Source organism: Variovorax paradoxus, assembly GCF_040544635.1.
GTDB lineage: Bacteria > Pseudomonadota > Gammaproteobacteria > Burkholderiales > Burkholderiaceae_C > Variovorax > Variovorax paradoxus_R.
The window spans coordinates 1-21,971 of record NZ_JBEPKJ010000002.1 but is presented as its reverse complement, the minus strand read 5'-3'; the positions used below and the strand labels follow the sequence as shown (position 1 = coordinate 21,971).

Genomic DNA, 21,971 nt, shown 5'->3' with positions numbered 1-21,971 from the left:
CTCACATTGCCGCGCCGCCGGCGCACTACGAAAATTTCCCCGTGGCTTCCTGGCTGTGCCCGCCGCACCTGCGCCCGCCAATTGCCGCCATTTACCACTTCGCCCGGACCGCCGACGACATCGCGGACGAAGGCGACGCCTCGCCCGACCAACGGCTGGCCGACCTGTGCGCCTACCGCGAAGAGCTCCGCGCCGCCGCAAGCCAAAGCGTGCCGCCCTCCTCGCGCTGGCCGCAGGTGTTCGGCCCGCTCGCCCACAGCATCGCGCAGTTCGCCTTGCCCGAAGACTTGCTGGCCGACCTGCTGAGCGCTTTCATACAAGACATCGAGAAGACCCGCGACGGCGGAACCTACGCCGATCGCGCCGAACTGCTCGACTATTGCCGCCGCTCGGCCAATCCGGTCGGCCGCCTGCTGCTGCACCTCTACGGCGTGAACGATGCGCAGGCGCTGGCGCAGAGCGATGCCATCTGCAGCGCGCTGCAACTCATCAATTTCTGGCAGGACCCGAGCGTGGACCTGCCGCGCGGCCGCTTTTACTTTCCGCTCACCGATTGCGCCCGGCGCGGCCTGACGCGCGAGAGCTTCAAGGTCTTCGCCCCCCTGGCCGACTCGCCGCCTCCGCAGGAAGCCATCAACCTGATCGCCGTCGAAAGCGCTTGGGCCCGGGAGCTCATGACCGAAGGCGCGCCCCTGGTCCATCGCCTGCCCGGCCGCGCGGGCTGGGAGTTGCGCTTCGTCGTGCAAGGCGGCCTGCGCATTCTCGACAAGATCGAAGACCTGGGCTTCGACACCTTTTCGCAGCGCCCCAAGATCGGCAAGACCGATGCGCCCTTGCTGCTCTGGCGAGCCCTGCGGATGCGGAGACAATTGCCGCCCATGAAAGCGCTCCCCCGATGACTCCCGAGCAATACGTACAAGACAAGGCCGCCGCCTCGGGCAGCAGCTTCTATTACGCCTTCCTGTTCCTGCCCAAGCCGCGCCGTGCCGCCATCACGGCGTTCTATGCCTTCTGCCGCGAGATCGACGACGTGGTCGACGAGGTCAGCGACCCCGGCGTGGCCGCCACCAAGCTCGCCTGGTGGCGCACCGAGGTGGCGCAATCGTTCGCAGGCCCGCCGCGCCACCCCGTGATGCAGGCGCTGGTGCCGCATGCCGGCGCGTACGGCATCGAGCCCAGGCTGCTCAACGAGGTGATCGACGGCTGCCAGATGGACCTCGACCAGACCCGGTATCTCGACTTTCCGGGCCTCGCGCGCTACTGCCACCTGGTGGCCGGCGTGGTCGGCGAAGTCGCGGCCCGCATCTTCGGCCAGACCGATCCGCAGACCACCGCCTATGCGCACAAGCTCGGCCTGGCGCTGCAGCTCACCAACATCATTCGCGACGTGGGAGAAGACGCGCTGCGCGGGCGCATCTACCTGCCCGTGAACGAGCTGCAGAAGTTCGACGTGAAGGCGCATGAAATTCTCAACCGCGTGCATTCGGAGCGCTTCATCGCGCTGATGAAGTTCCAGGCCGAGCGCGCCCATGCTGCCTACGACGAAGCCTTGGCCCTCCTGCCCGCCGCGGACCGTCGCACCCAGAAGCCCGGCCTCATGATGGCCAGCATCTACCGCACGTTGCTGCGCGAAATCGAGCGCGACAACTTCCAGGTGCTGAACCAGCGCGTGAGCCTGACACCGGTGCGCAAGTTCTGGCTGGCGTGGAAGGTTCAGGCGCTGGGGCGCATTTGAAAACGGCCGTCATCGGTGCCGGCTGGGCCGGGTTTGCCTGTGCCGTCGAAGCCACCCGCCTCGGCCATGCCGTGACACTGCTCGAGGCGGCGCACATGCCCGGCGGGCGGGCGCGCCGGGTCGACCACATGCATGGGCTGACGCTGGACAACGGGCAGCACATCCTGATTGGCGCCTACACCGCCACCTTGCAGCTGATGCGCGAGGTGGGTGTCGATGTCGACCGGGCCCTGCTCCGGCTGCCGCTCTCGCTGCGCTTTGCCGATGGCGGCGGCCTGAAGCTGCCGCGGCTGCCGGCGCCGCTCGATCTGCTGGCCGGCATCTTCACGGCGCGCGGCTGGACGTGGCGGGACAAGTCCACGCTGCTGCGCACCGCCATCGGATGGCGCCTCGCCGGATTCCGCTGCGCCGCCGGCACCACCGTTGCCACGCTCAGCAAAGGCCTCACGCCGCGCGTGATGGAGGAACTGATCGAACCGCTGTGCGTCTCGGCGCTCAACACACCGGTCGACCAATCGAGCGGAGAGGTGTTTCTGCGGGTGCTGCACGACGCGCTCTTCAGCGGCAGCGGCGGCGCCGACCTGTTGCTGCCGCGCGTGGATCTGGGTGCGCTCTTTCCCGATGCAGCCATGGCATGGCTGGAGCGGCACTGCGCAACGCTACGCATCGGCACGCGCGTGCACGCCATATCGCCCGAAGGCGCGGCGTGGCGGGTCGACGGCGAGCGCTTCGACCGTGTCGTGCTCGCCTGTGCGCCATGGGATGCCGCGCGGCTCGTGCGCGCCTCGGGTCTGCCGGCGGCCCGCTGGTGCGAGATCACCGAAGCGCTGCGCTTCGAAGCCATTGCCACGGTCTATGTGCGCGGCGCCTTGCCGCTTGCGGAACCGATGCTGGCGCTGCGCAGCCATCCCACCACCGCACCGGCGCAATTCGTGTTCGATCGCGGCCAGCTCGGCGGACCTGAAGGCGTGCTTGCCATGGTCGTCAGCGCGAACGAAACTTCGCGCGATGCGCTGGAACAGCAGGTGATGGCACAGGCCGCAATCCAACTGGGCCAGACCGCGCTGCAGATCGTGCAGACTGTCGTCGAGAAGCGCGCCACCTTCGCCTGCCTGCCCGGGCTGGCGCGGCCGCCCGCAGCCATTGCGCCCGGCCTGCAGGCCTGCGGCGACTACATCGAAGGCCCCTACCCCGCCACACTCGAAGGCGCGGTCCGGAGCGGACTGGCCGCCGCCAAGGCATTGACAACACCATGACCGAACTGCGCTACCTGGATTTCGACTACAGCGAAGACACCGAAGGCCACGGCACCTTCGACGCGATGGCCACGACTGCGCCCGCGAAAACGTGCGAGGTGCTTGCCGAAGTCGCAGAGGTGCTGGCCTGGGCGAACGCCACTTTCCCTGATATGCAGGGCGCCCTGGAAAACGGGGCGATGTGGGATTTCGACCTGCAGCAGACCCGCGAAGCACCGGACCTCGACACCGTGACCTTCTCGCTCAGCGGCACGGCCGATTTCTGCGCGGCGCTGCGCGAGCAATTCAAGCTGGACTGAAAAACCCGATCGCCGACCCCCACTCGTTCACGGAAAAAGAACCATGGTCACCTGCTATCTCCGCTACATCGTCGACCCCTACAAGCTCAAGGAATTCGAGCACTACGGCAAGCTGTGGATCCCGCTGGTCGAGAAGTTCGGCGGGCAGCACCATGGCTACTTCCTGCCGTCGGAAGGCACGAACAATGTGGCGCTGGCGATGTTCAGCTTTCCGAGCCTGGCGGCGTACGAGCAGTACCGGGCCGATTCGATGCAAGACGCCGAATGCCAGGCCGCGTTCAAGTACGCCGAAGACACCCGGTGCATCGTGAGCTACGAGCGCAGCTTCTTCCGGCCGGTGTTCTCGTAGCGACTGAGTTCAGGCGCCGAGTGCCACGCACAAGGCGTGCAGGTTCGGCACGATCAGCTGCGGCCGCGCGCCGTGAACCCAGGGGCGCTCGTCACGCACCAGCCAGGCCGCCTGCATGCCGGCGTTGAGTGCGCCGACCACGTCCAGTTCCGCGTCGTCGCCCACGTGCAGCACGTCTTTCGGCAGCAGGCCGACCGAAGCGGCCGCGGCGCGGAAGATGGGCGCATGCGGCTTGCCGCTGCCGAATGCGCGTGCGTTGAACGCGGTGCGAAACCAGCGGCTCACACCGGTCAGGTGAATGTCCGCATTGCCGTTCGACACCGCCACCAGCGGATAGCGTTCGCTCAGCCACTTGAGCGCGGGCAGCGCGTCTTCGTACAGCGTCACGCGCTGGCGTTCTGCAAAGAAGGCATCGAAGGCGGGGTCGGCCAACGCAGGGTCTTCGCCCACGCGCTTCAGTGCCGTGCGAATCGATTCGCGGCGCAGCGCGCTCAGGTCGTGCGCCAGGTCCGAACGCTCCTTGGCGGTGGCTTCGCGCAACTCGCGCAGGACGCCCGGGGTCAGCAGCAGCGACGCGGTCTTGGGTGCCTCGCGCAGCAGCCACTGCTGCAGCACGGTCTCGGCGCGCACGATGGTCGGCCAGATCGGCCACAGGGTGTCGTCCAGGTCGAGCGAGATGGCCGAGATGCGCTTGATGTCGAGTGGCGCGGCGCCTGCCGGCGCCGTGGAAGCGGAAGTCATGCCCCAGAATATCGCATGCCTCAAGACAACACGCACGACAGTTCCATCGGCGGACGCACCGCCGTACTCTGGTGCAACCTGGGCTCGCCCGACACCCCCACCGCAGCCGCCGTTCGGCCCTATCTTGCGGAGTTTCTCGGTGACCCGCGCGTGGTCGAAATTCCCAGGGTGATCTGGGCGTTGATCCTGCACGGCATCATCCTGCGCGTTCGGCCCGCCAAGTCGGCCGCCAAGTACGCGAGCATCTGGATGCCCGAGGGCTCGCCGCTCAAGGTGTGGACGCAAAAGCAGGCCACGTTGCTCGGCGGCTGGCTCGGCGAACGCGGCCACCGCGTGACGGTGCGCGATGCGATGCGCTATGCCAGCCCATCGATCGCCTCGCGTCTCGATGCATTGCAAGCCGAAGGCGCGGCGCGCGTGCTGGTGCTGCAGGCCTACCCGCAGTATTCGGCCACCACCACGGCCAGCGTGATCGATGCGGTGAACGATTGGAGCCGCCGCCAGCGGCGCATTCCGGAGTTCCGTTTCGTCAACCAGTACCACGACGACCCGGCCTACATCGAGGCGCTTGCGCTGGGTATCGAGCAGCACTGGAAGAAAGAAGGCCGCGGCGAGGTGCTGCTGATGAGCTTCCATGGCATTCCGGCGCGCAACATCGCGCTGGGCGATCCATACCAGGCGCAGTGCCTCGAAACCGCGCGCCTGCTTGCGGCACGGCTCGGCCTTTCTGCCGCCCAACATCGCGTGACGTTCCAGTCGCGCTTCGGTCGGGCCAAATGGCTCGAGCCCTACACCGAACCCACACTGCGCGAACTCGGCGCGAGCGGCGTCAAGCGGGTCGATGTGGTGTGCCCGGGTTTTCCGGCCGACTGCCTCGAAACGCTGGAAGAAATTGCCATGGAGGGCCGCGAGGCCTTCATGCATGCCGGCGGCGAGGCCTTCAGCTACATCCCCTGCCTCAACGACAGTCCGGCATGGATCACCGCACTGGCGGGTATTGCCGAACGCAATCTCGCGGGCTGGCCGACCCTGCGGCCGGCCGGCACCTGGAAGGCTCGTGCTTAGAACCTGCCCAGATAGTCCATCTTGCCGATCGGCATGCCCTTGTGGCGCAGCACGCCGTAGGCCGTGGTCACGTGGAAGAAGAAGTTGGGCAGCGCGAACTGCAGCAGGTAGCGCTGCGCGGTGAAACGCTCCTCGCCTTCGCGTGCCTTGATGGTCACGGGGCGCTCTTCCTGGCCGTCGATCAGCGCACGATCCACGCTTGCGAGGAAATCCTGCGTCTTCACGATGCGGGCCAGCAATTCGTCGTACGTCTTTTCCTCGTCGGGAAAGCTCGGCGCCGTGATGCCGGCAATGCGGGCCACCCCGAGCTTCGAGGCATCGCTTGCGCGCTGGATCTGGCCGGCCAGCGTGAGCATGTCCGGCGCGAGCCTCGCATCCACGAGCACCCCGGGATCGATGTCGTTGGCCTTGGCGTGCGCCAGGCTCTTCTCGAGCAGATGGGTGAGCTGGCCGAGTCCGCGGGAGAAGACCGGCACGGACAGGTCGTACATCGAAAGCGCCATGGCATAAATCCTTGTGGTTGGAAACGGCGGCGATTGTCTCGCCGACTCGCCACTAGCGGCCGGCGGCCCGAATAAACCCTTCAATGAGCCCCAGTTGTTCCGGCACGTTGAGCGCGGGCGCGTGGCCGCACCCCTGAATTTCGACCACCTTCAGCAGCCCTGAAACGCCCGGCCCCCTCTGCTGCATCTGTTGCGTGACCTCGGGCAGCACCAGGTCCGATTCGGCGCCGCGCAAGCACAGCACCGGCACCTCGATGACGTCGTAGTGCGGCCAGATCAGGTAGTCGTTGTCGTGCGCGCTGAACTGCCGGACCATGGCCGGGTCGTAGTGCGGCGTCACGCGGCCGTCGGGCAGGCGGCGCGTGGAGCTCTCGGTGAGCCGGCGCCACTGTGCATCGCTGAGCCAGCCGTAGGGCTTGTAGACGGTGCGGAAGAAAAGCTCGAGCTCGGCCACGGTGTCGAATGCGGGCGGCTCGCCGGCATAGGAGCGGATGCGCTCGATGGCCGACTGCGCCAGCTGCGGCGCGTTGTCGTTGAGCACCAGGCTCGCGATGCGCGCCTTCATGCGCGGCTCGAACAGGCCCGAAGCGCACACCGTTCCAATGGCGCCGCCCATCGAGGTGCCGACCCAATGCACGCGGCCCAGCCGCAACTCGTCGCACAGCGCACTGGCGATGCGGGCATAGAACGAAAGCTGGTATTCCTCGTCGGGCACCGGGCTCCACTGGCTGAGGCCGCGGCCGATGGTGTCGGGGCAGATCACGCGAAAGCCGCGTGCGGCAAAGTGCTGCGCCAGCTCGTCCATGTCGCGGCAGGTGCGCGCCAAGCCGTGCCAGGCAATGACCACGGGCGCATCGGGCGCGCCCCAGTCGAGCCAGTGAACTTCGCGGCCCGCGAGTTGGGCGTAGCGGGACGCCGGAACGGGAAGATCGTTGTTGCTCATCGCGCAGCCCTCGCCCGCAGCTTGCCGACGATGCCGGTCGGAAAGTAGTACACCGAGAGCACGAACAGCACGCCCAGCCACAACAGCCAGCGGTCGGGCGACAGCAGCGCGGCAAGCCACGGCATTCCGCTCGCCGCCTCGCTGCCGACACGCAGCAGGTCTTGCAGGTAGCTTTGCGCCAGCACGAACAGCACCGCGCCGATGGCCGCGCCGTACATGGTGCCCATGCCGCCGATCACCACGATCAGCAGCACGTCGATCATGATCTCGAAGCTCAGCGACGTATCGGGCCCGTTGTAGCGCAGCCAGATCGCGAGCATCGCGCCGGCCAGCGTCGCGAAGAGTGCCGACAGCACCGCCGCCGTGGTGCGGTACACCACCACGCGGTAGCCGATGGCTTCGGCGCGGAACTCGTTTTCGCGGATGGCCTGCAGCACGCGGCCGAACGGCGAATTCACGATGCGCAGCAATGCCAGCACCAGCACCACCGCGGCCACGAAGAGCAGGTAGTAGCACAGCAGCCGGCCGTCGAGCGAGACGCCCAGGAACGGCTCTTCGGAGAATTCGAAGCTCGGCGAAATCAGCTCAGGCAGCTTGAAGGTCAGGCCGTCTTCGCCGCCGGTGAAATCCGACAGTTGCGACGCCAGCGTCTGGAAGGCCGAGGCCACGGCCAGCGTGATCATCGCGAAGAAGATCGCGCGCACCCTGAGCGAGAACAGACCGATGGCGAACGAGAGCGCCAGCGATATCGCCAGCGATGCCGCGAGCCCCAGCAGCACCGCGCCCCAGCTGGGCCCGAGCCGCGACGCCGAGATGGCGATGCCATAGGCGCCGATGCCGAAGAACATGGTGTGCGCAAAGCTCACGATGCCGGTGTAGCCCAGCAGCAGGTCGAAGCTCGCGACCAGCACCACGAACACCAGGATCTTGGCCGCGACGCTGAGCGCCTTCACGCCCGGGAAGATGAACGGCGCGAAAGCCAGCGCGATGAACAGCGCCACCAGCAGCAGCGCCAGCAGGCGGCTTCGGGGCATGTCGTTGGAGAGAAGTCGTTTCAGGAACATGTCGTCTTCTTCCTCAACGGTTTGCCACGGGGTACACGCCCTGCGGGCTCCAGAGCAGCACAGCGACCATCAACAGGATGCTTGCGAACTGCGTCAGCGTGGGCAGCAGGAAACCGATGTAGTTGGTCATGAGCCCCACCAGCAGCGCGCCGATGAGCGCGCCGCCCGTCGAACCGAGCCCGCCGATGATGATCACGATGAAGATCAGCACGTTGACCTGCGCGCCCATCTGCGGCACCAAGTTCTGCTGGAACAGCCCCCACATCACGCCGCCCAGGCCGGCCAGCGCACTGCCCACCACGAACACGCCGACGAACAGCCGGCCGATGCGGTAGCCGAGCGACTCGACCATCTCGCGGTCTTGCACGCCAGCACGGATCAACAGGCCGATCTTGGTGCGGCCGAGCGTCCATGCGAGCAGGCCGAACACCACCACGCCCACCGCCACCGCGAGCAGCCGGTACTTGCTGATGGCCGCATCGCCGATCAGCAGCGAGCCGCGCAGGGCTTCGGGCAATGGCAGCGGCACTTGCGCCGGCCCCCAGATCACTTTGATGAGCTCCTCGCCGATGATCATGCCGCCCATGGTGATGAGAATCTGCTTCAGGTGCTGGCCGTACACGGGCCGCACAATGAAGCGCTCGAAGGCGAGGCCGACCGCGCCGGCCACCGCCATCGCGACCAGCATCGCGGGGAACACCGCGACGAGGTTGCGCCACAGCTCTTGCGAACCCGTCCAGTCGCCCATCAGGCCGAGCACGCTGCTCGCCACGAAGGCGCCGAGCGCAATGAACACGCCGTGGCCGAAGTTGAGTACGTCCATCAGCCCGAACACCAGCGTGAGGCCCGAGGCGATGATGAAGATGATCATGCCCATCGCCAGGCCCGCCACCGTGAGCGTGAGCCAGGTCGAGAACGAGCCGGTGAGCGGCAGCGCCACCGCCGCGAGGATGGGGGCGAGAAGCAACGGCTTCCAGTCGAAGTCGAATTTCATAGAGCCAGTCCAAGCAGCGATTGCTGCAGTTGCGCGTCCGCGGAAAACGCCGCCATGCCGCCGCTGTGCACTACACGGCCGTTGTCCATCACCGCGACGGTGTCGCCCAGGCGCTGGGCGAAGTTGATGTTCTGCTCCACCAGCAGAATCGTCACGCCGCTGCGCTTGAGTTCGCCGAACGCATCGATCATGTTGTTGATGATGGCCGGCGCGAGCCCCTTGCTGGGCTCGTCGACGATCAGCAGCTCGCGCGGCTCGACGATGGCGCGCGACACGGCCAGCATCTGCTTCTGCCCGCCCGAAAGCTTGCCCGCGGGATGGTTCCAGAACTTCTCGACCGCCGGGAAGAGCTTGAAGATCCACTTCAGGCGCGTGTCGTCCATTTGCTCGGCGTTCTTGGCGCCGCGCGCGGCCAGCAGCATGTTCTCCTTCACCGTGAGGTCGGAGAAGATGCCCATGTTCTCGGGCACGTAGGCAATGCCGAGCCCCGCGATCTGCGGCGTGTGCATGGCCGTGATGTCCTTGTCGCCAAAGCGCACCCTGCCCTCCGACGCGTGCCACAGGCCCATGATGGTCCGCAGCGTCGTCGTCTTGCCCGCGCCGTTGCGGCCCAGCAGCATGGTGAGCTGGCCCTTGGGCACTTGCAGGTCGACGCCGTGGAGGATGTGATAAGCCCCGATGTGCGTTTGCACGCCTTGTAGTTCGAGCAGGTTCATGCGGCCTCCTTCGCGATGCCCAGGTAGGCCTCCTGCACCACCGGCGAGGCAATCACCTCGGCCGGTTCTCCATCGGCCACGAGCGTGCCGTTGTGCAGCACGATGATGCGGTCCGCGAGCTCGCGCACCACGTCCATCTTGTGTTCGACCAGGAGAATGGTCTTGCTCTTGTCCTGCTTGAGCTTGCGGATCAGATCGAGGATGACCGGCGCCTCGGCCGCATTCATGCCGGCCGTGGGTTCGTCGAACATGAAGACCTTGGGTTCGAGCGCCATCAAGAGCGCCACCTCCAGCTTGCGCTGGTCGCCATGCGGCAGGCTGGCCACCGTGGCGTGCTCGCGCGACTTCAGGGCCACGTCGGCCAGGATCTGGTCGGCGCGCTCGGTCAGGCCCTTGTGGTCGCTCCAGATGCTCCACAAATTGAGCCCGCGCCGGTGCGCACCTTCACGCGTAGCCTGCACCGCAAGACGCACGTTCTCCAGCACCGTGAGGTTCGGGAACAGGTTGGTGAGCTGAAAGGCCCGCCCCAACCCCGCGTGCGTGCGCGCCGACGGCGACAGCCCCGAGAGCAGTTGCCCATCGAGCGACACCGTGCCCGCACTCGCCTTGAGCTGGCCCGAGATCAGGTTGAAATAAGTGGTCTTGCCCGCGCCGTTGGGGCCGACGATGGCCGTCAGCGTGCCCGGCGCGAAGGCGCAGCTCACGTTGTTGACGGCCACGTGCCCGCCGAAGCGGATGGTCAGATCTCGGGTCTCAAGCATCGTTGGTCATTTGCAAATGGAAAAGTCGGTACCGGTCGGGCTCAACAGCTGCCGATCACGTAGTAATTGGGCCCGGTCTGCTTCAGCGTGGTGGTGACGTAGATGTTCCACAGCCCCATGGCTTGCGCCGAGCCATAGGCATAGGTGAGGCCCCACAGCGCGTAGGCGCGCCCGGCCACGGTGTGCGCGTAGTTGCTGGCGGTGTAGCAGGTGCCGCCACCACCGCTGCCGGCAAGCGTGGTGCCCGTGGCCGCGCCCGACATCGCACCCTGCGCGTTGCTGGCGTCCAGCGCCGCCACGGTCCAGCTGTAGGTGGTGGATGCCGCCAGGCCGGTGTCCGTGTAGTTGGTGCCGGCAACGGGCGCGGCGTTGACCTTGCTGCCGCCGCGGTAGACGTTGTAGCCGCTCGCACCCGAAACGCCGGCCCAACCGATCACCATGCTGCTGCTGGTCGCGCCCGACGTGCCAACGCCGGTGGGCGCCGGCAGCGACGAGCCGCCGCCCGAACCCGTCACGCGGTCGACCATGGCCTTGAGCGCCGCCATCTGCGGGCCCGACTTCTTCGCGTAGTTCGCGTTGTCGTAGCCCCACCAGTCCCAGCAGCTGTTGGTCGCCGCGGTGCTGGTCTGCGGATAGATCAGCACGATATTGTTGGTGTCGGCCCAGCGGTTGTAGCCGGTCTTGCGCACGTACTGGTCGGAGACGTCGGTGTAGTTCTGCTTGCAGCCGTGCAGCACCATGTGCACGCGGCATGAAGCTGTGGTGCAGGCCTGCGGCACGTAGATCCACCCGGTCGCGGCCACGCCATGGCCGGTGATGAATTCCGACTGGTTGAACTCGGTGAACGTGCCTCCCAGCGTGCCGTTGTTGCGCGGGTTCAGCGGCCCGTACAGATGCTGCAGGATGTCGCCCGCAAGATCGAAGCCGCAGTTGTTGATGTAGGGCGCGGCGGTGGTGCTGCAGGCGCCGCCGTAGTCGTCGGTCACCATGGCGTGGCCGGCGCCGATGTTGCTCTTGTAGACCGTGTTGGCGGCGGGCACGAAGCTCTGGTAATAGGTCTTCAGGTCGTTCATCACCGCCGGCTTCACGGTGTTGTCCGAGGTGCCGGAGAACAGGTACACCTTCGAGGCGGTCATGTTCGACACCGGGTCGATCGCGCCGCTGGCGGCCCAGCTGTTGGTGGTGCTCACGAGCGTCGACACCGGGATGCTGGTGCTGTGCGTCATGCAGCGCCCGGTGGCGTTGAGCACCGAGCCCTCGGCGCAGTAATACGGCCCGCCGGCAACCACGCCGGCACCGCGTTTGAAGGTGGCCGAATAGGCCACGTGCAGTTGCACGGCCATGAAGCCGCCCGCCGAGAGGCCGGACACGCTCACTTCCGCCGGGTTCGCGCCCAGAGACGGCAGCGGCACCGCCGCAGTTGCCGTGCAGGCATACGCGCCGAACGCCGTTGCCGCAGCCGCGGCCAGTCCCTTCCAGTTCCATCGCATCGCTGCCATCGCTGTCTCCTTCTGTTGTAGGTGTGTCGAACGCTTGCTTGCTGACGAATCGGCCATTGGTGGCGCCGCGCTTGCGCCGCAAGGGCGCAGGCTGGCGCTTCGCCCGGCGGCCATTCCGGGGCGAAGGGAGTGCGGCCTCAGGGCCGCGGTTGTGCGTTTGCGCTCAGTTCAGCGCTTGTTCTTGATGGGGATGTCCATCTCTTCAGGCTTGATCTCGCGCACCAGCTCGGGCACGCCCCACGCGAACGCCGGGTCGACCTTGATCTTGAAGTGGTACATCGACTGCATCGCCTGGTGGTCTTCCTTGCGGAAGGTCATCTTGCCCTTGGGCGTGTCGAAGCTCATGCCTTCCATGGCGCCGATGAGCTTGTTGGTGTTGGTGTCGCCGCCCGTTTTCTTGAGCGCCGTGACCACCGCCATGGCGGCGGAGAAACCGCCGGCCGTGAAGAAATCAGGCGGCGTCTTGAACTCCTTGTAGTGGGCCGACACCAGCGCTTCGTTGACGGGGTTCTTCGGAATGCCGAAGTAGTAGTACGCCGCGCCTTCCATGCCCGGAAGGTTCTTGTAGGCCGCCATGGCCGGCAGGATGTTGCCGCCGGTGGCAATCTCGATGCCGTAGCGCTTCAGGTCCAGGTCGACGATCTTGAACGGGTTGCCCGCGCCGGCCCAGACGATCCAGATGATCTTGCGGCCCGGCTGGTCCTTGAGCTTGTCGATCAGGCGCTGGGCACCGGCCGTGAAGTCGGTGGTGGCAGGCGGCAGGTACTCCTCGTGCACCAGCTTCGCTTTCTTGAGCGCGGCGCCGAAAGCCTTCACGCCATCGCGGCCGAAGGCGTTGTCCTGCGCGAGCGTGGCCACGGTCACACCACCCTTGTCGATGGCCACCGCGTTGGAAATCGCGTCCTGGCTCGAGTTGCGGCCGGTGCGGAAGATGTACTTGTTCCACTTGTCGCCGGTGATCGAATCGGCAACCGCAGGCTCCACGATCAGGATCTTCTTGTACTCCTCGGCCACCGGCAGCATGGCCAGCGCCACGCCCGAAGCCGTGGGGCCCACCGCCAGCGCGGCCTTGTCGTCGGAATAGGCGGCAGCCAGCAACGACTTGCCGAGGTCGGGCTTGCCCTGGTCGTCCTTCTCGATGACCACGAGCTTCTTGCCGTTGACGGTCATCGTGCCGCCGGTGGCGTAGTCCAGGCCCATGGTGAAGCCGGTCTGCGTCTGCTTGCCGTAGGCCTCGAGCGGGCCGGTCTTGCTGTAGATGTGCGCGATGCGGATTTCGTTGGACTGGGCCCAGGCGGGTGCTGCGGCGGTGCAGGCAGTGAGTGCGGCCAAGGCAACGAGGTGGCGACGGTTCATTCTTTGTCTCCTTATTAGGTGCCTGAATATTGCACACTTCGTGCCAACGGTTAACCCGTTGATAACAAACACATCTTCATTTGGAAGAAGTGCCTTTCGACTGAATTCAGAACAATTGATGTGTCTGATATTCAGGCATATGTCTGTCAATCAGTCAGGGTTTTCGCGAGGATTTCGGACTTGCGTACGGCGGGCCGAAGCTTCACTCCGGCCGCTCCTGGCTCGTCATCCGCTCATACAAGGTTGCACGCGAAATGCCGAGCAACCGCGCGGTCGCCAGCTTGTTGCCGCCGGTGGTCCCCAGCGCCGCCGCGATCGCCTTGCGCTCCAGTTCGGCCACCTGCTGCGCAAGCGGGCGCAGCAGCGCCGCCTGCTCGTCGGCGTCATGCGCACTCTGCAGCGTGGCGGGCAGTTCGATCTGCTCCAGCCCGGCTTCGCGCAGGATGCTTTCGAGCTGCGCTGCGTCGATGCGCTGCGAATCGCTGCGCATGGTCACTTGCTCCAGCACGTTGCGCAGCTCGCGGATGTTGCCTCGCCAATGCTGGCCCGCGAGCAGCGCGAGCGCATCGGGCGTGAGTTCGGGCGGGGCCTCGCCGCTGCGCAGCGCCATGTCTTCGCCCAGCGCTTCGACCAACGCCGGAATATCGCTGCGGCGCTCGCGCAGCGGCGGCACGCGCAACGGCAGCACATTGAGACGGTAATACAGGTCTTCGCGAAACTGGCCGCGGCGCACCAGCTCGGGCAGGTCGCGCGAGGTGGCGGCGATCACGCGCGCATCGAAGGGCACGAGCTTGTTGGAGCCGAGCGGCTCGATCTCGCCCTCCTGCAGCGCGCGCAGCAGCTTGGCCTGCAGGCCGAGCGGCATGTCGCCGATCTCGTCGAGGAACAGGCTGCCCCCATCCGCGAGCTTGAACTTGCCTTCGCGACCGCGCCGGTCGGCGCCGGTGAACGCGCCAGGCGCAAAGCCGAAGAATTCGGCCTCCAGCAGCGTGTCGGGCACGGCCGCGATGTTTACGCTGACGAACTGCCCCTTGGCCCGTGCCGACGCCGCATGGATCGCATGCGCGAGCAGTTCCTTGCCGGTGCCGGTTTCGCCCAGCAGCAGCACCGGGCTCGTCGACTGCGCGGCGCGCCGCGCATGGCGCTTCACCTCCACCGCCGCGGGGCTGCTGCCGATGAAGCTCGCAAAGGTGTATTTCGAGCGGCGCTGTCCGTCGGCGGCATGCTGGTAGAGCGGGTTGTTGCGCTGGCTCGCCAGTTCGCGCCTCGCATCGTCGAGGTCGCGCTGCAGCAGAGCAAACTTGCTGATGAGCGGCTGTAGCGTGGTTTCCGGCTGGTCGAACAACACGATGCCGATGGCTCCGATAACCTGCCCCGCCTCGCCCTCGCGCCCATCGTGCTCGGCGCGCAGCGGAATGCGGCTGACAACGAAAGTTCCTGCTTTGTTGGTGAGCAGGTCGACCAATATCGGCTCACCGGTTTCGAGCACGCGCCGCATCTGCGTGTTGGGAATCACGTCTTCGACCATGTGTCCCATGAACTGGTCGATCGACGAAAAACCCAGCGCCGGCAAGAAGCGCCGGTAGCCTTCGTTGACCCACACGATGCGCCCGCTGCGGTCCACCAGGAACATGCCCTGGCTGATGCTCGAGAACAGATGGAACATCGAGCGCGCGGCGAGCGCGAGGATGCCCTCGGCGTCGAGGGGCAATGCGGGCGGTGCGGCAACGGGCGGGACGTCAGACATGGGCGGATCGTAGCGTGCATCAATCCGCAACAAATCGGACATCAATGCGGCGCGGGAATTGTCCAGAATTCACATTCGGCCGACGAGTGCGACTAAAGCCCTCATCCGGCCTTAAGTAAATCAATCGTTTGATTGCTCGCATGGTCTAATCGCCGGCATGAGCGCCTCCGCACTTCAAGCCATTACAGCCCGTGCCCCCCGAAGCGACGGCGTTGAAGCGCGCCAGCGTCTTCTCTACGCCGCGCTCGCCCTCTTTGCCGCCAACGGCTTCGCCAAGACCTCGACCCGCGAAATTGCGCGTACCGCCGGTGTGAACATTTCGGCCATCAGCTACTACTTCGGCGACAAGGCCGGCTTGTACGCCGCCACGTTCGGCGAGCCGATGGGCGGCAATGCCGGCGACTTCGTGCAGCTCTACGATGCCCCCGACATGCCGATGGAAGAAGCGCTGCGCATCTTCTTCACGCACATGATCGAGCCGCTCAAGCAGGGCGAGATCGTGCGGCAATGCATTCAACTGCATCTGCGCGAAATGCTCGAGCCGACCAGCCAGTGGGCCGAAGAGATGGAGCGCGACATCAAGGCGCCGCACAAGGCCATTGCGGGCGTGCTGTGCCGCCGCCTCGGCCTTGCGCGGCCCGACGACGACGTACATCGCCTGACCTTCGCCATCACCGGCCTTGCCATGCAGCTTTTCGTGAGCCAGGACCTGGTCGAAGCGATACGCCCCTCTTTGCTGAACACGCCGCGCAGCGTCGACACCTGGGCGCAGCGCCTCACCGGCTATGCGCTTGCACTGGTCGAGGCCGAAGCCTTGCGCCGCCAGGCGGCCGCCAAGCCTGCAGCTGCGGCCGCATCCGCCCGATCCGGGAGAAAGAAGACATGAGACGACTTCGATTGATCTACACGCTGTGCCTGCCGCTCGGCCTGGGGCTCGGGCTCACCGGCTGCGGGTTCATGAGGCCGCCCGCCGCTGTCGAAGCGCCGATGCCCGCGCAGTGGCACGCGCCGCTGCCGCACGGCGGTTCGCTCGCGTCGCTGGCCGACTGGTGGCGCCAGCTCGACGACCCGTTGCTGGTCGAGCTCATCGCCGCGGCCGAAGCCGCGAGCCCCAACGTCGCGAGTGCCGCGGCGCGCGTGGCCGAGGCGCGCTCCACGCGCATTGCGGCCGGTGCGGCGCTGCTGCCCAACCTGGACGGCACGCTGTCGGCCAGCCGCGGCGTCTCGGGATCTTCGCTCGGCTCAGGCGGTTCCAGCGGCTCGTCCGGCGGCAGCAGTCTCTCCGCGATCGCGCCGGTAACCACGTTGCAGGCGGGCCTTCAATCGCAGTGGGAAATCGACCTGTTCGGCCGGCTGCGTGCCGACCGCGATGCGGCGCGCAACCGGCAGGAAAGCGCCGATGCCAAGTGGCATGACGCGCGCGTTGCGGTGGCAGCCGAAACCGCCAACGCCTACTTCGCCGAGCGCGCCTGCCAGCAGCAGTTGCGCGTGTCCGAATCCGACGCCCGCTCGCGCGGCGAAACCGCGCGGCTCACCGACCTTTCAGCGCGTGCCGGCTTTACTGCGCCGGCCGATGCCGCGCTCGCACGCGCCAGCGCATCCGATGCTTCCGGCCGCCTGACCCAGCAGCGCGCCCTGTGCGCCGTGCAGCGCAAGGCGCTGGTGGCGCTCAGCGGCGTCGACGAAACGACGCTGGAGCAAAAGCTCGCCGCTTCGCCGGCACAACGCGCCCTGCCTGTCGTGGGCAGCATTGCCAGCGTGCCGGCACAAGCCATCTCGCAGCGGCCCGATGTCTATTCCGCCGAACTGGGTGTGGCCGCCGCAAGCGCCGACGTGGGCTCGGCCGAGGCTGCGCGCTATCCGCGCCTGTCGCTCTCGGGCTCCATCGGCCGCATGCAGATTCGCACCAGCGGGTTCCGCGAAACGCTCGACACCTGGACCGTAGGGCCGGTGTCGCTGACGGTGCCCCTGTTCGATGGCGGCACGCGCGCCGCCAATGCCGAAGCGGCGAAGGCGCGCTACACCGAAGCCGTCTCGCTCTACCGGGCCAACGTGCGCCAGGCGGTGCGCGAGGTGGAAGAAGCCCTGGTCAACCTCGACAGCACCAACGCACGCGCCACCGATGCCGACACGGCCGTGCAGAACTACCAGGCCTCGTTCGATGCCACCCAGGCGCGCTACCAGAGCGGCCTGGCCAGCCTGTTCGAACTCGAGGATTCGCGCCGCACGCTCTTCGCGGCGCAAACCGCGCGCGTCTCGCTGCAACGCGAGCGCACCGAAGCCTGGGTTGCGCTCTATCGCTCGATGGGCGGCGGCTGGGCCCGTCCCGAATCGCCCTCTATGACCTCCAACCCGACCACCAAGGTCGCGACGTCGCCATGAAAAGAATCAAACGCTCTACCCTCGTCATCGCGCTGCTGGCGCTCGTTGTGGTCGTTGCCGCGGCCGTGTGGCTGACGCGCGGCAAGCCCGCGAACGAACCCGGCGCCGCGCCCGCGGCCGCCAAGGGCAAGGACGGCGCACCGCCTCCCCGGCCGACGTTGACGGTCACCGTCGCCAAGGTCGAACCTACGGAGCTGACCATCACGCTGGCGGCCAACGGCAACGTGGCGGCCTGGCAAGAGGCCAGCGTGGGCTCCGAGTCGAGCGGACTCAAGCTCGCCGAGGTGCGCGTGAACGTGGGTGACGTGGTGAAGAAGGGCCAGTTGCTTGCAGTGTTCTCGCCCGAGACGGTGCGCGCGGACATCGCGCAATCGCGCGCCTCGCTCGCCGAAGCCAGGGCCACGGCGGCCGATGCCGCGGGCAACGCGGCGCGCGCCCGCACGCTGCAGGCCACGGGTGCGCTGAGCCAGCAACAGATCAACCAATACCAGACGGCCGAACAGACCGCCAAGGCGCGCGTCGAAGCCGCCGAAGCCGTGCTGGCTGCGCAGGAAGTGCGCGGGCGCAATACGCAAGTGCTGGCACCCGACGACGGCGTGATCTCTTCGCGCACCGCGACGGTCGGCAGCGTGGTGGCCGCCGGCACCGAGCTGTTCCGGCTGATCCGCCAGGGCCGGCTCGAATGGCGCGCCGAGGTGACCTCCGCCGAACTCAGCCGCATCGCGGTGGGCACCACAGCTTTCGTGGTCAGCGCAAGCGGCGCGCAAGTGCGCGGCAAGGTGCGCAGCATCGCACCCACGGTCGACCCGCAAACGCGCGCGGCGCTGGTCTATGTCGATCTGCCGAACGTACAGCAGAACACCGGCATCAAGGCCGGCATGTTCGCGCGCGGCGACTTCGAACTCGGACGCAGCTCGGCACCCACGGTGCCGCAGAGCTCCATCGTTCCGCGCGACGGCTTCAACAACGTCTTCATGCTGCTGCCCGACAACCGCGTGGCGCAGCTCAAGGTGCAGACCGGCCGCCGCGTCGGCGAGCGCGTCGAAATCACCAGTGCGCTGCCCGAAGGCGCGCAAATCGTGGTGCAAGGCGCGGGCTTCCTGAACGACGGCGACCTGGTGCGCGTCGTGGCGGCGACCGCACCGGCAGCAGCCGGAGCCCAGCCTGCCGCAGCGCCTGCATCGGCCCCCGCGGGCAACGCGGGCACCAACGAAACGAAGGCACGCCCATGAACGTTTCCGCATGGTCCATCCGCAACCCGATTCCGGCGGTGATGCTGTTCGTGCTGCTCACCTTCGGTGGGCTGCTGTCGTTCAACGCAATGAAGGTGCAGAACTTTCCGGACATCGACCTGCCGACCGTAACGGTCTCGGCAGCGCTGCCCGGCGCCGCGCCTTCGCAGCTGGAGACCGACGTCGCGCGCAAGCTCGAGAACTCCATTGCCACGGTGCAGGGCCTGAAGCACATCACCACCAAGGTGCAGGACGGCGCTGCCACGCTGATCGTCGAGTTCCGCCTCGAGAAGCCGGTGCAGGAAGCCGTGGACGACGTGCGCTCCGCAGTGCAGCGCGTGCGCGCCGACCTGCCCGCGGACGTGCGCGACCCGGTCGTCACCAAGCTCGACTTCGCGGCCCAGCCGGTGCTGGCCTTCACCATCGCCTCGTCGCGCATGGACATCGAGGCGCTGAGCTGGTTCGTCGACAACGACGTGACCAAGAAGCTGCTCGCACTGCCCGGCGTGGGCGCGGTCAATCGCGTGGGCGGCGTCACGCGACAGGTGCATGTCGATCTCGATCCGGCGAAGCTGCAGGCGCTGGGCGCCTCGGCGGCCGACATCTCGCGCCAGCTGCGGCAAGTGCAAACCGAAAGCGCGGGCGGCCGCATCGACCTGGGCGGCAGCGAACAGCCGGTGCGCACGCTGGCCACGGTGCAGTCGGCCGACCAGCTCGCCGACATGCAGATTGCTCTTTCGGACGGCCGCCGCATCCGGCTCGACCAGGTGGCACGCATCAGCGACACCATTGCCGAGCCGCGCGCCGCGGCGCTGCTCAACGGCAAGCCCGTGGTCGGCTTCGAAGTGGCGCGCAGCCGCGGCGCCAGCGAGGTGGAGGTGGGCCACGCCATTCAAAAGGCGCTGACCGACCTGCGCGCGCAGCGCCCCGACATCGAGCTGACCGAAGCCTTCAACTTCGTCGAGCCGGTGGAAGAAGAGTACGAGGGCTCGCTGCACCTGCTGTACGAGGGTGCGATCCTGGCCGTGATCGTGGTGTGGCTGTTCCTGCGCGACTGGCGCGCCACTTTCGTCTCGGCCGTGGCATTGCCAATGTCCGTGATTCCGGCCTTCATCGGCATGCACCTGCTGGGCTTTTCGGTCAACGTGATTTCGCTGCTTGCGCTCTCGCTGGTGGTCGGGATATTGGTGGACGACGCCATCGTGGAGGTGGAAAACATCGTGCGCCATTTGCGCATGGGCAAGTCGCCTTACGAGGCGGCCATGGAGGCGGCCGACGAAATCGGCCTGGCAGTGATCGCCACCACCTTCACGCTGATTGCGGTGTTCCTGCCGACGGCCTTCATGAGCGGCGTGGCCGGCAAGTTCTTCAAGCAGTTCGGGTGGACGGCTTCGCTGGCGGTGTTCGCGTCGCTGGTGGTGGCGCGGGTGCTCACGCCGATGATGGCAGCCTACATCCTGAAGCCGGTCGTCGGCGCCGAGAAGGAGCCGCGCTGGCTCACGGCCTACATGCGCGCGGTGGAGTGGAGCACGCACCACCGCTTCAAGACGATGGTGTTCGCCACCCTCTTCTTCTTCGGTTCGCTGGCGATGATTCCGCTGCTGAAGACCGGTTTCATTCCGCCGGACGACAACTCGCAGACGCAGATCTATCTCTCGCTCGCCCCCGGTTCCACGCTCGCGCAAACCACTGCGGCCGCGGAAGAAACGCGAAACCGCGTGATGAAGATCAAGCACGTGAGAAGCGTCTACACCACGGTGGCCGGGGGCAGCGCGGGCGGCGACCCGTTCGCCAACTTCGGAACGCCCGAAACGCGCAAGGCCACGCTCACCATCAAGCTCGACGATCGCGGTGACCGGCCCCGCAAGCAGGTGATCGAAAACGAGATTCGCGCAACGCTCGAAACGCTGCCCGGCGTGCGCAGCACCGTGGGCCTCGGCGGCTCGGGCGAAAAGTACATCCTCGCGCTCACCGGCGAAGACCCGGCGGCATTGGCCACCGCGGCCAGCGCGGTCGAGAAAGACCTGCGCACGGTGCCCGGCCTTGGCAACATCACCTCCACCGCGAGCCTGATCCGTCCCGAGATTGCCGTGCGCCCCGACTTCGCGCGCGCCGCCGATCTGGGTGTGACCAGTTCGGCCATTGCCGAGACCTTGCGCGTGGCCACGCTGGGCGACTACGACCAGGCGCTGGCCAAGCTCAACCTCGCGCAGCGGCAGGTGCCCATCGTGGTGAAGCTCGAAGATTCGGCTCGCAAGAATCTGGACCTGCTCGGCCGCCTCTCGGTGCCCGGTACACGCGGCCCGGTCATGCTGAGCCAGGTGGCCTCGCTGACGATGGAAGGCGGCCCCGCGGTCATCGACCGCTACGACCGCTCGCGCAACGTCAACTTCGAAATCGAACTCTCTGGCGTGGGCCTCGGCGATGCCAAGGCCGCGGTCACGGCGCTGCCCTCGATCCAGAAGCTGCCGCCCGGCGTGCGCGTGACCGAGATCGGCGACGCGGAAGTGATGACCGAACTGTTCGCGAGCTTCGGCCTTGCGATGCTCACGGGCGTGCTGTGCATCTACATCGTGCTGGTGCTGCTGTTCAAGGACTTCCTGCACCCGGTGACGATTCTTTGCGCATTGCCCTTGGCACTCGGCGGAGCATTCGTGGGCCTGCTCATCGGGCAGAAGGCGCTTTCAATGCCGTCGCTGATCGGGTTGATCATGCTGATGGGCGTTGCCACCAAGAACTCGATCCTGCTGGTGGAATACGCCATCGTGGCGCGGCGCGACCACGGCATGAGCCGCTGGGATGCGCTGCGTGATGCTTGCCACAAGCGCGCACGCCCCATCATCATGACCACGCTGGCGATGGGCGCGGGCATGCTGCCGATTGCCGTGGGCATCGGCACCGCCGATTCGAGCTTCCGCTCGCCGATGGCCATGGCGGTGATTGGTGGACTGATTACCTCTACCGTGCTGAGTCTGCTGGTGGTGCCGGCTGTGTTCACTTATGTGGACGACATCGAGCATTGGATACGGCGCACTGTGCGCAGGCTGCGTGGGCAGCCGGCTGATCCGCATATTGATGATGACTTGGTTGAGCGACCGGCTAATTGACCTTGCTCCCTCTGGGAGGGTTCCGGGGCCGGGTCTCGCCCCGGCGGGCGACTCACTTTCTTTGCTTCGCCAAAGAAAGTAAGCAAAGAAAGGCGACCCCTACTGTCTGCGTCCCTCCGCTTCGCTGCGGGCAACCTGCGGTGCTCGACTCCGGCGGGGGTCCGCAGAACTCGCTTCGCTCAAACAGCTGCGGCCCTGATCCCGCCTCCATCTGCGCTCCTC

At 66.7% G+C, this 21,971-nt stretch carries 20 protein-coding genes; 10 read left to right on the top strand and 10 right to left on the bottom strand.

All coding sequences use genetic code 11. The annotated features are described in order from the left end of the window. Window positions 1-41 precede the first annotated feature (41 nt). From hpnC to ABIC94_RS03815, 5 genes are read left to right on the top strand one after another with little or no spacing between them, the layout of a single operon-like run. Window positions 42-899 (top strand): squalene synthase HpnC, encoded by an 858-nt coding sequence (gene hpnC, locus ABIC94_RS03835; RefSeq protein ID WP_354372017.1) that lies wholly within the window; start codon window positions 42-44, stop codon window positions 897-899. Then, the gene (gene hpnD, locus ABIC94_RS03830; protein WP_354371449.1) at window positions 896-1,735 is read left to right on the top strand and encodes a presqualene diphosphate synthase HpnD; all 840 of its coding nucleotides are present in this window, start codon (window positions 896-898) and stop codon (window positions 1,733-1,735) included. The genes hpnC and hpnD overlap by 4 nt, the downstream gene beginning before the upstream one ends. Beyond that, on the top strand, window positions 1,732-2,991 hold the full coding sequence (gene hpnE / locus ABIC94_RS03825) for a hydroxysqualene dehydroxylase HpnE (RefSeq protein ID WP_354371447.1): 1,260 nt from the start codon (window positions 1,732-1,734) through the stop codon (window positions 2,989-2,991). Before hpnD ends, hpnE begins: the two co-directional genes overlap by 4 nt. Beyond that, window positions 2,988-3,290 (top strand): hypothetical protein, encoded by a 303-nt coding sequence (locus tag ABIC94_RS03820; protein WP_354371446.1) that lies wholly within the window; start codon window positions 2,988-2,990, stop codon window positions 3,288-3,290. The genes hpnE and ABIC94_RS03820 overlap by 4 nt, the downstream gene beginning before the upstream one ends. A gap of 43 nt (window positions 3,291-3,333) precedes the next feature. After that, the gene (locus ABIC94_RS03815) at window positions 3,334-3,639 is read left to right on the top strand and encodes an NIPSNAP family protein (protein ID WP_354371444.1); all 306 of its coding nucleotides are present in this window, start codon (window positions 3,334-3,336) and stop codon (window positions 3,637-3,639) included. A gap of 9 nt (window positions 3,640-3,648) precedes the next feature. Here ABIC94_RS03815 and ABIC94_RS03810 read toward each other — a convergent pair whose 3' ends face one another. Next, window positions 3,649-4,380: an HAD family hydrolase gene (locus ABIC94_RS03810; RefSeq protein ID WP_354371443.1), complete on the bottom strand. Its 732-nt coding sequence runs from the start codon at window positions 4,378-4,380 to the stop codon at window positions 3,649-3,651. A 15-nt stretch (window positions 4,381-4,395) separates the two neighbouring features. On the opposite strand from ABIC94_RS03810, the gene hemH reads away from it, so the two are divergent. Then, window positions 4,396-5,445 (top strand): ferrochelatase, encoded by a 1,050-nt coding sequence (gene hemH / locus ABIC94_RS03805; RefSeq protein WP_354371442.1) that lies wholly within the window; start codon window positions 4,396-4,398, stop codon window positions 5,443-5,445. Here the strand turns inward: hemH and ABIC94_RS03800 are convergent. From ABIC94_RS03800 to ABIC94_RS03760, 9 genes are all read right to left on the bottom strand, one after another. Further along, entirely contained in the window at window positions 5,442-5,948 is a 507-nt protein-coding gene (locus ABIC94_RS03800) for a DUF1993 domain-containing protein (protein WP_354371441.1), read from the bottom strand. The genes hemH and ABIC94_RS03800 overlap by 4 nt on opposite strands. A gap of 52 nt (window positions 5,949-6,000) precedes the next feature. Next, complete coding sequence (locus ABIC94_RS03795; protein WP_354371440.1) at window positions 6,001-6,891, bottom strand: alpha/beta fold hydrolase; 891 nt, start codon at window positions 6,889-6,891, stop codon at window positions 6,001-6,003. Beyond that, the gene (locus tag ABIC94_RS03790) at window positions 6,888-7,955 is read right to left on the bottom strand and encodes a branched-chain amino acid ABC transporter permease (RefSeq protein WP_354371438.1); all 1,068 of its coding nucleotides are present in this window, start codon (window positions 7,953-7,955) and stop codon (window positions 6,888-6,890) included. Before ABIC94_RS03790 ends, ABIC94_RS03795 begins: the two co-directional genes overlap by 4 nt. Window positions 7,956-7,968: 13 nt before the next feature. After that, the gene (locus ABIC94_RS03785) at window positions 7,969-8,949 is read right to left on the bottom strand and encodes a branched-chain amino acid ABC transporter permease (protein WP_354371436.1); all 981 of its coding nucleotides are present in this window, start codon (window positions 8,947-8,949) and stop codon (window positions 7,969-7,971) included. Continuing rightward, window positions 8,946-9,665 carry an ABC transporter ATP-binding protein gene (locus ABIC94_RS03780; protein WP_354371435.1) on the bottom strand — a complete coding sequence of 240 codons (720 nt, stop codon included), beginning with the start codon at window positions 9,663-9,665 and terminating at the stop codon, window positions 8,946-8,948. Before ABIC94_RS03780 ends, ABIC94_RS03785 begins: the two co-directional genes overlap by 4 nt. Continuing rightward, on the bottom strand, window positions 9,662-10,426 hold the full coding sequence (locus ABIC94_RS03775) for an ABC transporter ATP-binding protein (protein ID WP_354371434.1): 765 nt from the start codon (window positions 10,424-10,426) through the stop codon (window positions 9,662-9,664). The genes ABIC94_RS03780 and ABIC94_RS03775 overlap by 4 nt, the downstream gene beginning before the upstream one ends. Window positions 10,427-10,467: 41 nt before the next feature. Further along, the gene (locus ABIC94_RS03770) at window positions 10,468-11,925 is read right to left on the bottom strand and encodes an extracellular catalytic domain type 2 short-chain-length polyhydroxyalkanoate depolymerase (protein ID WP_354371433.1); all 1,458 of its coding nucleotides are present in this window, start codon (window positions 11,923-11,925) and stop codon (window positions 10,468-10,470) included. Between the two features lie 168 nt (window positions 11,926-12,093). Further along, complete coding sequence (locus tag ABIC94_RS03765; RefSeq protein ID WP_354371432.1) at window positions 12,094-13,281, bottom strand: substrate-binding domain-containing protein; 1,188 nt, start codon at window positions 13,279-13,281, stop codon at window positions 12,094-12,096. 202 nt (window positions 13,282-13,483) lie between these two features. Beyond that, window positions 13,484-15,028 carry a sigma-54 interaction domain-containing protein gene (locus tag ABIC94_RS03760; protein ID WP_354371431.1) on the bottom strand — a complete coding sequence of 515 codons (1,545 nt, stop codon included), beginning with the start codon at window positions 15,026-15,028 and terminating at the stop codon, window positions 13,484-13,486. Window positions 15,029-15,185: 157 nt separating this feature from the next. Between ABIC94_RS03760 and ABIC94_RS03755 the strand changes: the two genes are divergently transcribed. Genes ABIC94_RS03755 through ABIC94_RS03740 form a run of 4 tightly spaced genes read left to right on the top strand, consistent with a single transcriptional unit; the run spans window position 15,186 to window position 21,749 of the window. Then, window positions 15,186-15,914, top strand: coding sequence for a CerR family C-terminal domain-containing protein (locus ABIC94_RS03755; RefSeq protein WP_354371430.1), 729 nt, complete (start codon window positions 15,186-15,188; stop codon window positions 15,912-15,914). Next, on the top strand, window positions 15,911-17,410 hold the full coding sequence (locus ABIC94_RS03750; RefSeq protein ID WP_354371429.1) for an efflux transporter outer membrane subunit: 1,500 nt from the start codon (window positions 15,911-15,913) through the stop codon (window positions 17,408-17,410). The genes ABIC94_RS03755 and ABIC94_RS03750 overlap by 4 nt, the downstream gene beginning before the upstream one ends. After that, window positions 17,407-18,642 carry an efflux RND transporter periplasmic adaptor subunit gene (locus ABIC94_RS03745; protein WP_354371427.1) on the top strand — a complete coding sequence of 412 codons (1,236 nt, stop codon included), beginning with the start codon at window positions 17,407-17,409 and terminating at the stop codon, window positions 18,640-18,642. The genes ABIC94_RS03750 and ABIC94_RS03745 overlap by 4 nt, the downstream gene beginning before the upstream one ends. Next, the gene (locus ABIC94_RS03740; RefSeq protein ID WP_354371426.1) at window positions 18,639-21,749 is read left to right on the top strand and encodes an efflux RND transporter permease subunit; all 3,111 of its coding nucleotides are present in this window, start codon (window positions 18,639-18,641) and stop codon (window positions 21,747-21,749) included. Before ABIC94_RS03745 ends, ABIC94_RS03740 begins: the two co-directional genes overlap by 4 nt. The last annotated feature ends 222 nt before the right edge of the window (window positions 21,750-21,971 follow it).

Excerpts from the sequence above, each read along its gene's own strand:
- ABIC94_RS03740 (WP_354371426.1), top strand. The coding sequence starts at position 18,639 with ATGAACGTTTCCGCATGGTCCATCCGCAACCCGATTCCGGCGGTGATG.
- ABIC94_RS03775 (WP_354371434.1), bottom strand. The coding sequence starts at position 10,426 with ATGCTTGAGACCCGAGATCTGACCATCCGCTTCGGCGGGCACGTGGCC.
- ABIC94_RS03750 (WP_354371429.1), top strand. The coding sequence starts at position 15,911 with ATGAGACGACTTCGATTGATCTACACGCTGTGCCTGCCGCTCGGCCTG.
- ABIC94_RS03765 (WP_354371432.1), bottom strand. The coding sequence starts at position 13,281 with ATGAACCGTCGCCACCTCGTTGCCTTGGCCGCACTCACTGCCTGCACC.
- hpnD (WP_354371449.1), top strand. The coding sequence starts at position 896 with ATGACTCCCGAGCAATACGTACAAGACAAGGCCGCCGCCTCGGGCAGC.
- hemH (WP_354371442.1), top strand. The coding sequence starts at position 4,396 with ATGCCTCAAGACAACACGCACGACAGTTCCATCGGCGGACGCACCGCC.
- ABIC94_RS03780 (WP_354371435.1), bottom strand. The coding sequence starts at position 9,665 with ATGAACCTGCTCGAACTACAAGGCGTGCAAACGCACATCGGGGCTTAT.
- ABIC94_RS03755 (WP_354371430.1), top strand. The coding sequence starts at position 15,186 with ATGAGCGCCTCCGCACTTCAAGCCATTACAGCCCGTGCCCCCCGAAGC.
- ABIC94_RS03820 (WP_354371446.1), top strand. The coding sequence starts at position 2,988 with ATGACCGAACTGCGCTACCTGGATTTCGACTACAGCGAAGACACCGAA.
- ABIC94_RS03760 (WP_354371431.1), bottom strand. The coding sequence starts at position 15,028 with ATGTCTGACGTCCCGCCCGTTGCCGCACCGCCCGCATTGCCCCTCGAC.
- ABIC94_RS03815 (WP_354371444.1), top strand. The coding sequence starts at position 3,334 with ATGGTCACCTGCTATCTCCGCTACATCGTCGACCCCTACAAGCTCAAG.
- ABIC94_RS03795 (WP_354371440.1), bottom strand. The coding sequence starts at position 6,891 with ATGAGCAACAACGATCTTCCCGTTCCGGCGTCCCGCTACGCCCAACTC.
- ABIC94_RS03770 (WP_354371433.1), bottom strand. The coding sequence starts at position 11,925 with ATGGCAGCGATGCGATGGAACTGGAAGGGACTGGCCGCGGCTGCGGCA.
- ABIC94_RS03745 (WP_354371427.1), top strand. The coding sequence starts at position 17,407 with ATGAAAAGAATCAAACGCTCTACCCTCGTCATCGCGCTGCTGGCGCTC.
- ABIC94_RS03810 (WP_354371443.1), bottom strand. The coding sequence starts at position 4,380 with ATGACTTCCGCTTCCACGGCGCCGGCAGGCGCCGCGCCACTCGACATC.
- ABIC94_RS03790 (WP_354371438.1), bottom strand. The coding sequence starts at position 7,955 with ATGTTCCTGAAACGACTTCTCTCCAACGACATGCCCCGAAGCCGCCTG.
- ABIC94_RS03785 (WP_354371436.1), bottom strand. The coding sequence starts at position 8,949 with ATGAAATTCGACTTCGACTGGAAGCCGTTGCTTCTCGCCCCCATCCTC.
- ABIC94_RS03800 (WP_354371441.1), bottom strand. The coding sequence starts at position 5,948 with ATGGCGCTTTCGATGTACGACCTGTCCGTGCCGGTCTTCTCCCGCGGA.